This is a genomic window from Cupriavidus gilardii (assembly GCF_017598945.1).
Lineage (GTDB): Bacteria > Pseudomonadota > Gammaproteobacteria > Burkholderiales > Burkholderiaceae > Cupriavidus > Cupriavidus gilardii_E.
Genome location: NZ_JAGFTW010000046.1, coordinates 248984 through 258634, shown reverse-complemented (window position 1 = coordinate 258634; position 9651 = coordinate 248984). Strand labels below are relative to the sequence as shown.

Here is a 9651-nt window from a genome sequence, read left to right as displayed (position 1 = left end):
CCCCCGCCCCTCTCCCGCAAGCGGGAGAGGGGAGAAACACCACGCCCCCCTTCCCGCCGACGCTCTTCCGATGAGGACCGCATGACCGACCTGTCCACGCCTACCGTCGAGTCGCTGAGCGCCGCGTCGTTGCCGCGCCCGGCGGCATTGCCTTTCACCATCGAGGCAGCCACCGCCGGGGAACCGCTGATCGAAGCACTGCCGCGCCTGCGCGCCGAGGTCGAGGCCCAACTGCGCACCACCGGCGGCGTGCTGTTCCGCTCGTTCGCCGTCGACGGTGCCGAAGGCTTTCGGGCCTTCGCCGCCGCCTTCGGGCATCCGCTGCTGAGCTACGAGTTCGGCTCGACCCCACGCAGCAAGGTGACGGGCGGCATCTATACCTCGACCGAGTACCCTGCACACCAGTCGATCCCGCTGCACAACGAGCAGGCCTATACGCGCGAATGGCCGATGAAGATCTGGTTCTATTGCGAACGGGCTGCGCCGCAGGGCGGCGAAACGCCGATTGCCGACAGCCGCGCGATCTACCGCGCGATCGATGCCGGCACACGGGAGCGTTTTGCCACGCGGGGGCTTTGCTACGTGCGCAATTTCGGCAACGGCATGGACGTGCCCTGGCAACAGGTGTTCAACACCGAGGACCGCCGCGAGGTCGAAGCCTACTGCGCGCGGCATGGCATCGTCTGCGAATGGAAGGACGACGGCGAGCTGCGTACGCGCCAGCGGGTGCAGGGCATCGCCCATCATCCGCATACCGGCGATCCGGTGTGGTTCAACCAGGCCCACCTGTTCCACCTGTCGGCGCTGGCGCCCGAGATGCGCGAGGTGCTGCTCGATACCGTCGGCGAAGAAGACCTGCCGCGCAACGTCTACTACGGTGACGGCGCGCCGATTGCCGACGAGGAACTCGACGCGGTCCGTGCGGTGCTGGACGCGCACAAGATCGTGTTTCCCTGGCGCGAGGGCGATGTGCTGATGCTCGACAACATGCTGACTGCGCACGCGCGGGAACCGTTCAGCGGACCGCGCAAGGTGGTGGTGGCGATGGCAGAGCCCCACGGCATGTCCACCTAGCGAGACCGGGCCGGCCACCGAGCCGGCCCTGAATCACTAACCAGCGCCTACTTCAGGTCCGCGAACTTGCGCCCCTGCGCCACGAGGTCCTCGAGCAGCCTGGCCGGCTTGAAGTCGGCGCCGAAGCTGTCCTCGTAGCGCCGCAGCGTCTCCAGCACCTTGTCGAGTCCGATGGTGTCGGCATAGAACATCGGGCCGCCGCGGTAGACCGGCCAGCCATAACCGTTGACCCAGATCACGTCGATGTCCGAGGCGCGGATCGCCTTGCCCTCCTCCAGGATCCTGGCGCCCTCGTTGATCATCGGATAGATGCAGCGCTCCAGGATCTCCTGCTCCGAGACGACCCGGCTGGTTCGGCCCTGCTTCGCCGCGAAATCGCGGATCACTTGCTCGACCACCGGCGAGGGCCTGGCGTTGCGCTTCTCGTCATAGTCGTAGTAGCCGGCGCCGGTCTTCTGGCCGCGCCGGTCCATTTCGCAGAGGATCTCGCGCAGCGTCGAGCTGCTCGACTTTTCCCTGATCCAGCCGAGATCCAGGCCGGCCAGATCGCTCATCGCGAACGGCCCCATCGGGAAGCCGAAGTCGTACAGCACGCGATCGACGTCCCACGGCAGCGCGCCTTCCAGCACCAGCTTCTGGGCCTCGCGCTGCCGCTGCGCCAGCATCCGGTTGCCGACGAACCCCGGGCAGACTCCCACCAGCGCGGCGATCTTGCCGATCTTGCGGGCCAGTTCCATCGAGGTGCGGATCACCGGCTTGGCGGTCTTCGCGCCCCGCACTACCTCCAGCAGCTTCATCACGTTGGCCGGCGAGAAGAAATGCAGGCCAATGACGGCCTCGGGCCGCGACGTGGCGGCGGCGATCTCGTCGACGTCCAGTGCCGAGGTATTGGTCGCGAGGATCGCGCCCGGCTTCGCGATGCGGTCCAGCCTGCCGAACACGTCCTTCTTGACATCCATGGTCTCGAACACGGCCTCGATCACCAGATCGGCATCGGCCAGGCTCTCCATCTCCAGCGTCGGCGTCAGCAGCGCCATGCGGCGCTCGATGTCGGTGGCGGTGATGCGGCCCTTCTTCGCCGTGTTCTCGTAGTTGGTGCGGATCGTGCGGACCCCGCGGTCCAGCGCCTGCTGCGAGGTCTCGACGATGGTGACCGGATAACCGGCGTTCAGGAAGTTCATCGCGATGCCGCCGCCCATCGTGCCGGCGCCGATGATGCCGACCTGCTTGACCGGCAGCAGCGGCGTATCGGCACCGATATCGGGCAACTGCCAGACCTGGCGCGAGGCGAAGAAATAGTAGCGCTGCGCCGCCGACTGCGTGCCGTTCAGCAGCTCGACGAACATTGCGCGCTCGCGCTTGAGCCCCTCGTCGAACGGCAGCTCGACCGCCGCCTCGATGCAGCGGATGTTGTATTCGGGCGCATCGAAGCCGCGGAACCGGCGTGCGTTGGCGCGGCGGAACTCGGCGAAGATCTCCGGCCTGCCGCGCGCTGGGGCGATCTTGTCGTCGAGATCGCGAACCTTGCGCAGCGGCCGGCCTTCGGCCACCACCTGCCGGGCGAACGCGATCGCATCGGCGCGCAGGCTGGCGTCGTCCGTCAGCAGATCGACCAGCCCCATCTCGGCCGCGGCCGGCGCGGGCACATGGGTGCCCGAGGTGACCATTTCCAGCGCCTTCTCGACGCCCACGATGCGGGGCAGCCGCTGTGTGCCGCCCGCGCCCGGCAACAGGCCGAGATTGACTTCGGGCAGGCCGCATTTGGCCGAGCGCGCCGCGACGCGGTAGTGGCAGACGAGCGCCACTTCGAGTCCGCCGCCGAGCGCCGTCCCGTGGATGGCGGCGATCACCGGCTTCGGTGCGTTCTCGATGGCCGCCTGCACCTCGGGCAGCGACGGGCCGGTCGGCGGCTTGCCGAACTCGGTGATATCGGCGCCTGCGATAAAGGTCTTGCCGGCGCAGATCAGCACGATGGCCTTGACCGCGTCATTGGCGACGGCCTGCTGCACGCCCGCCAGGATGCCGGCGCGGACATTGGCCGACAGCGCGTTGACCGGCGGCGAGTCGATCGTCAGCACGGCAATGCCGGCGTCCACGGTGAGGTCGGTGACCGGATTGATGGTCGTCATCGGTTTGTCTCCATTGAAGCGAAAGCGAATTTGGGTTCGGGATCGGCAACGCCGTGCGGATCGCCGGCAGTTAGCCGGTCCGGTCGCTGACGTCGCGGGCGATCGCCAGGAAGCGATCCAGCTCGTCGCGGATGCGCTTCTTGTTGTATTTGCCGACGCTGGTCTTCGGAATGTCGCGCGTGATCGCCACCAGCTTCGGCAGCATCCATTTGGTAATGCGGCCCGTGTCGACACCGTGGGTCTTCAGGAAGTCGATCACCGCATATTCGTCGGCCTCGAAGCCGGTACGCACGCTGACCAGCGCCATCGGCCGCTCGCCCCAGACCGGGTCGGGCACGCCGACCACGGTAGCCTCCTGCACGAAGTCGGCCATCGCGATCAGGTTCTCCAGCAGCACGGTCGGCACCATCTCGGCGCCGCTGCGGATCACGTCCTTGATGCGGTCCGCGATCGTGATGTAGCCGTGCGCATCGACCTTGGCCAGATCGCCGGTATGCAGCCAGCCGCCCCGCCACAGCTCGGCGCTTTTCTCGGGGTCGCGAAAGTATCGTTCGGTGGTCCACGGTGCGCGCACGACGATTTCGCCGACGGTCTGGTCGTCGCGCGGCACCGGATGGCCGTCGTCGCCCACGACCTCGACATCGACGCCGAGGATCGGCAGACCCGCCTTGACCAGCAGCGCATCGGTCTGCTCGCGGTCCAGGTCGACCAGATCCTTCTTGATGAATGAGGTGACGATGGTCGGGGCGGTTTCGGTCATGCCATAGCCGGAGCTCATCCGGAACGACGGGATCAGCGCTTCCAGCTTCTTCTTCAGACCGAGCGGCAGCGCGCCGCCGCCGACATTGACGCGCACCAGGCTGCTCAGGTCGTACTTGTGCAGATCGGGGTATTCCAGCAGCATCGCCGCGATGGTGGCGACGATGCCGACCGACGTCACCTTTTCGCGCTCGACCAGTTCACAGAACCCCTGCACGGTGAAGGTGCCGTGCAGCACGACCTTCTGCGCACTGTAGACCGCGATAAAGGGCGCGCCCCAGGCGTGGATGTGGTACATCGGCGTATTGAGCAGCGGCACCGCCGATTCGCCGAGCCGCACACCGAGGCCGTCCTCGATATCGATCGACGGCGTGTTGGCGATGGCGATCTGCGCCATCACATGCACCGTCATCAGATAGAGCTGACGGTGCGTGAAGGTCGCGCCCTTGGGCTGGCCCGTGGTGCCGGTGGTGTAGCACAGCGTCGCGTTGACGTCCTCGTGCAGGGCCGGCCAGTCGAACTGCTCGGGCTGCCGTGCCAGCAGATCCTCGTAGTGGATCAGATTGGCGATGCGCGTTTCGGGGAGACCGGGCTTGTCCGACAGGTAGACGAAACGCTCGACGACGTCCTTGATATGGTCGTAGATGCCCTCGACCAGCGGCAGCAGCGTGTCGTCGAAGAACAGCACCCGGTCCTGCGCATGGCGGATCGTGTAGACGATATGCTCGGGCGACAGGCGGACGTTGACCGGGTGTAGCGTCGCGCCGATGCCCGGCACGCCGAAGTACAACTCGAGATGACGGTGCGTGTTCAGCGCCATGGTGGCGATGCGGTCGCCCGGCTCCCCCGGCGTTCCCGCCACGACGCCGAGCTCGGACGACAGCGCGTTCGCCAGCTGACAGACACGGCGATACCACTGGTCCCAGGTAAAGCGGAAATACTCGCCGCTGAGGTGATTGCGGTAGACGACGCCGATCTGGTCGGGATACATCCGCACCGGCCGCCGCATGATGGTGGTCAACAGCAGCGGATAGTGGGTGCTGAACTCGGGATAGGTTCTCGCTTCCATCTCGTCTCCTGGTTCGTCGTTCTTATCCTTTGTCCTTCTCCCGTGTCGCGCTCGCGGGAGAGGGGGAGCAAACAGTCGCGCAAGCGTCAGCGTCCGGGCTCGGCAGCCGCCAATCACGACGTCATCGGGTCGCCCTGGTTCGGCGGCAACGGGCCGGGCCGCCGTCGCGGGTCCTTCATCGCCAGGGCCATCGCGAATGCCAGGCACTTGACCGCAATGGCCAATGCGAACACCAGCCAGAAGCGCACGCCCTGCGCCAGCATGCCGCCCAGCACCGGGCCGATCGCCATCATGGCGTAGGTGCCGGTGCCCGCGACCGCGAGCAGCATCGGCCGGTCCTTGCGTGCGCCGAATTCCATCACCAGGTTGTCGGCCGAGATGAAGAAGCCGCCGAAGCCCGCGCCCAGTCCGCAGAAGGCCAGCACGAACCAGCCCAGCGAGCCGCAGCACAGCAGCAGCGCGGTAGCGGCGATCCATAGCGCGATGCTGGCCAGAAATACCAGCCGGTAGCCGTGGCGGTCGGCAAGCCGGCCCCACAGCAGATTGCTGGCCGTCTGCGCCAGCAGATAGGCCAGGCTCAGATAGCCGAGGGTCGCGCCGGAGAGGTCGATATGCTGGCCGGCATAGATTGCATAGAACGGCATCGCCATCATGCCGAGCGCCACCAGCGCGCGGGCGACGAAGAAGCGGACGAAATCTGGCTGCGCCCGCAGCAGCGCCGGCACTTCGCCGATGCGGCGCCGAAAGCCGATCGGCAGCCGGACATCCTGCAAGGCGGGCTCGCGCATGCCGGCCAGCGCCGAGATGCCGAGGCTGGTCAGCACGAAGGCGGCCAGGAAGGTCGCGGCGTAGCCGTTGCCCAGCACGTCGTTGCCCACCAGATAGCGGCCGCCGAGCCATGCCACCGCCGCCGCGGTCAGCCCGCCGAAGAAGTTGCGCAGCGCACTGAGGCCGCCGCGGCGATGCAGCGGAATGATCTTCGAGGTCAGGTATTGAAAGGCGACGTTCTGCACGCCGTTGAGCAGCCCGAACAGCAGCAGGAAGACGGCCGCGGCCGTCAGTGCCGCCGCACCGGACAACCACAGCGCCGACAGCGCAAGCCCCAGCACTTGCAGCCGTACCAGCCAGCCGACGCGGTACAGCATCGGCATCACCTGTTGCCGATGCTCGATCAGCGTCGCGCCCCACAGCGACGACGCGGCCATGCCGGCGTACTGGGCCGACAGCACCAGACCGACGGTCAGCTTCGACCCGGACAGCAGGTATAGATAGGCCGGCACAAAGGTCGGCGCGGTGACCAGCCGGAAACCGGTCATGCCCAGCATGCCGTGGGCCAGGAAGGCCATCGCATTGCGGCGAAAGTGCCGCGACACATGATCCCGATAGCCGCGCTCGGCCTCGTCGTCCGCATCGCACGCAAGACCGCCGGCACCGGCGGCGGCGTCGGCGGCTGCGCGCGCGGACGACAGCGCGGGCCTCATGTCCGCTCCGGCTCCGCACGCACGCCGGTCGGCGCGGCCGAGGCGTACTGTTGCAACGCGTGCTCCAGCGCGACCCGCTCCAGCGACAGCAGCTCCATCACCGCGGCGAGCCACGGCGGACGCTCGCAGGCACAGACCGAAACCGGCGTATCGAGGTCGGAATGCTGCGAGGCCAGCATGGCGAAGCTCGACGCATAGCCCGGCGGACGCACGTCATTGGCGAGCTCCGCAATCGCGAAGGGGTCGGGGGGCGCCAGCTGGTTCCGGTCCGGCACGGGAATATAGGGACTGCGCGCGGTACTGCCACCGCCGGCCAGGCCCGGGCCGTCACGGACGATGGCGCCACGCACCTCGTCGGGACGCGCCCCCGCCAGCAGCAGCGCGACATAGCCGCCGATGCCGCGGCCGGCCACCGTGCAGGGCCCGAGATGGGCCAGCGCGATGTCGGCATCGGCCATCAGGAATTCGCAGCTGTAGCCGCCGCCGCGCGGCAGCTCGGACGCGCCGTGACCGGTGAAGTCCAGCGCGTGGACGGGGCCGGGCCAGCTTGCGTACTCCGCCGGCAGCGTGGCCGGCGAGCGCTCGCCGAGCCCGTGCAGCAACAACAGTGGATGACCGTCGCCATCCTTGAGCCGATGCAGCGCGAGCTGCAGTCGATGGTGGCGCAGATAGTGGGTCGAGGACATGGTCATGCGCCGAAGGTCATGCGCCAAAAAACTGCAGAATGCGGCTCGCCGTTTCCTGCGGCCGTTCGATATGGATGAAGTGGCCGACGTCCTGCATGCGATGCACCTCGGTCGTCGTCGGGAAAAACGGCATCAGATCGTCGGCGGTCGCATCCCATCCCATCGGTTCCTTCTCCGAGCCGAAGATCGCCAGCATCGGAATCGGGAAGCCGGGCAGCCTGTCGGTCATCCAGCGCACACGCATCGGTCCGAAGCCGCCCACGCCGATGGCGGGATCCAGCTTCCAGCGCCAGCCCTGCGCGTCGCGGCGCGCGCCGTGCGAGGCGATATAGCACAGCCATTCGTGGCTCAGACGCGGATTCATCCGGGCCCGCCGGCTCGCCAGCTCCTCCAGCGTGCCGGGGCGACGTTCCAGTTCTGCGCTGCGCCGGCGGGCATCGAGCCAGCGCGCGATCACCGGGCCGGTCAGCGAAGACTTGCGCTCGCGCACCGCGCTGTCGGCATGCGGGCTGCGAAACGGCAGGCCGTCGATGGCCGCAAACCGTGTGAACCGGTGCGGCAACGCCTGGATCGCCTGCACCAGCAGCGAGCCGCCCTTGCTGTGGCCGACCGCGAGCAAGGGCGCCCGCGTGATCGAATCCGCCACGGCAAGCATGTCGCGCACGTCGGCGACCCAGTTGTAGAGATCCGCGTGATCGGAATCGCCGTGTCCGCGATGGTCGTAGGAGACCACGCGATATCCGGCGTCGGCCAGCAGCGGCGCGAATCCATCGAAGGTACGGGCAAAATCCAGCGCTCCATGGACCAGCAGTACGGGCGGCGCATCGGGCTCGCCCCATTCGTAGACGGCCAGCCGGAGGCCGCTGGCATCGACCCAGCCGCGGCGGTCGGGCGCACGGGCGCCGGGGAAGGTCCACACCGCTTCGTCCGTCGAAGCCTCGCTGGTCTGCATGTCTCCACCTCGAGCCGGCCTGGCACCGCGTGCCGCCGGCCTGTTTCGTAATCCTGGTATGTTCCCGGCGATCCTAGCACAAGGCCGCCTCTCCGCCATATTGCCTTCTTTGCTGCGCTGCGTGCGGCATAGCCTGTATGCGCCGTTTGCATGGTCGATGCCGTTTTCGTAAATGGCGTATTGACGATGGCCGGCGCACGCTTGTATAACGGCCCTGCACGCCCTTGATTGCCGCATTCGGCATGACGCGGCGCACGGTACCAGCAAAGACGACGGCCCGCAGAGGCCGGCCACCGCGACAGGAGACCACCGTGGAAGACCTGGAGACGTTCCGGCAGCAGACGCACACCTGGCTGCAGGACAATTGCCCGCCCGAGATGCGGCAGCCGGTGCAGGACGACGAGGACATCTGCTGGGGCGGACGCAAGTTCCGCTTCCGCTCGGAGGCGCAGCGCCAGTGGCTCGAACGGATGGCCGAGCGCGGCTGGACCGTGCCCGAGTGGCCGCGCGAATACGGTGGCGGCGGCCTGAGCCGCGAGCAGGCCAAGGTCCTGCGCGAGGAAATGCAGCGGCTCGGCTGCCGGGTGCCGCTGCAGAGCTTCGGCATCTCGATGCTCGGACCGGCCTTGCTGAAGTACGGCACCGAGGCACAGAAGCGCGAGCACCTGCCGAAGATTGCGCGCGGCGAGATCCGCTGGTGCCAGGGCTATTCCGAGCCGAACGCCGGCTCCGATCTGGCGGCGCTGCAGACCCGCGCCGAAGACCGCGGCGACCACTTCGTCGTCAACGGCCAGAAGATCTGGACCTCGTATGCCGACAAGGCCGACTGGATCTTCTGCCTGGTGCGCACCGATTTCTCCGCGCAGAAGCACACCGGCATCAGCTTCCTGCTGTTCGACATGGAGACGCCCGGCGTCAGCACCCGCCCGATCGTGCTGATCTCCGGCAAGTCGCCGTTCTGCGAGACCTTCTTCGACGACGTGGTGGTGCCGCGCGACCAGCTGGTCGGCGAGCTCAACGGCGGCTGGGAGATCGCCAAGTATCTGCTGACCCATGAGCGCGACATGATCAGCGCGATCGGCAGCCGCGGCTTCCGCCAGCCGCTGGGGCGCCATGCCGCCAAGGCGATCGGCACCGATGCGGCCGGCCGGCTCGACGATCCGATGCTGCGCGCGCAACTGGCCCGCTTCGAGATCGACGAGGCCGCCTTCGGCTTCGCCGGCGAGCGGGTGCGCGATCTGGCCAGACAGGGCGAAGGCATCGCCGCCTTCTCGTCGGTGCTGAAGTACTACGGCGCCGAGCTCAACAAGCGGCGCTACGAACTCCTGATGTCGATCGGCGGCAGCGATGCGCTCGAATGGGAAAGCGAGCGCAGCCATCAGGGCGCCACGGCGCGCGCGTGGCTGCGCACCAAGGCCAATTCGATCGAGGGCGGCACCAGCGAGGTCCAGCTGAACATCGTCGCCAAGCGGATCCTCGGCCTGCCCGGGGCCTGACGCCC

At 67.6% G+C, this 9651-nt stretch carries 7 protein-coding genes; 2 read left to right on the top strand and 5 right to left on the bottom strand.

From position 1 onward, the window contains the following. Nucleotides 1-81 precede the first annotated feature (81 nt). Nucleotides 82-1074: a TauD/TfdA family dioxygenase gene (locus tag J5T34_RS18230; protein WP_208581467.1), complete on the top strand. Its 993-nt coding sequence runs from the start codon at nt 82-84 to the stop codon at nt 1072-1074. Between the two features lie 47 nt (nt 1075-1121). Here J5T34_RS18230 and J5T34_RS18225 read toward each other — a convergent pair whose 3' ends face one another. The 5 genes from J5T34_RS18225 to J5T34_RS18205 form a co-directional block, all read right to left on the bottom strand. Next, on the bottom strand, nt 1122-3203 hold the full coding sequence (locus J5T34_RS18225; protein WP_208581465.1) for a 3-hydroxyacyl-CoA dehydrogenase NAD-binding domain-containing protein: 2082 nt from the start codon (nt 3201-3203) through the stop codon (nt 1122-1124). 70 nt (nt 3204-3273) lie between these two features. Next, nucleotides 3274-5031, bottom strand: coding sequence for a long-chain-fatty-acid--CoA ligase (locus J5T34_RS18220; RefSeq protein WP_208581463.1), 1758 nt, complete (start codon nt 5029-5031; stop codon nt 3274-3276). A 113-nt stretch (nt 5032-5144) separates the two neighbouring features. Then, nucleotides 5145-6512, bottom strand: a complete 1368-nt coding sequence (locus J5T34_RS18215; RefSeq protein ID WP_208581461.1) for an MFS transporter — start codon at nt 6510-6512, stop codon at nt 5145-5147. Beyond that, entirely contained in the window at nt 6509-7198 is a 690-nt protein-coding gene (locus J5T34_RS18210) for an alpha/beta fold hydrolase (protein WP_208581459.1), read from the bottom strand. Before J5T34_RS18210 ends, J5T34_RS18215 begins: the two co-directional genes overlap by 4 nt. Nucleotides 7199-7214: 16 nt before the next feature. Next, nucleotides 7215-8150: an alpha/beta fold hydrolase gene (locus tag J5T34_RS18205; RefSeq protein ID WP_208581457.1), complete on the bottom strand. Its 936-nt coding sequence runs from the start codon at nt 8148-8150 to the stop codon at nt 7215-7217. A 311-nt stretch (nt 8151-8461) separates the two neighbouring features. Here J5T34_RS18205 and J5T34_RS18200 point away from each other — a divergent pair, with 311 nt between their 5' ends. Beyond that, on the top strand, nt 8462-9646 hold the full coding sequence (locus J5T34_RS18200; protein ID WP_208581455.1) for an acyl-CoA dehydrogenase family protein: 1185 nt from the start codon (nt 8462-8464) through the stop codon (nt 9644-9646). Nucleotides 9647-9651: the final 5 nt, after the last annotated feature.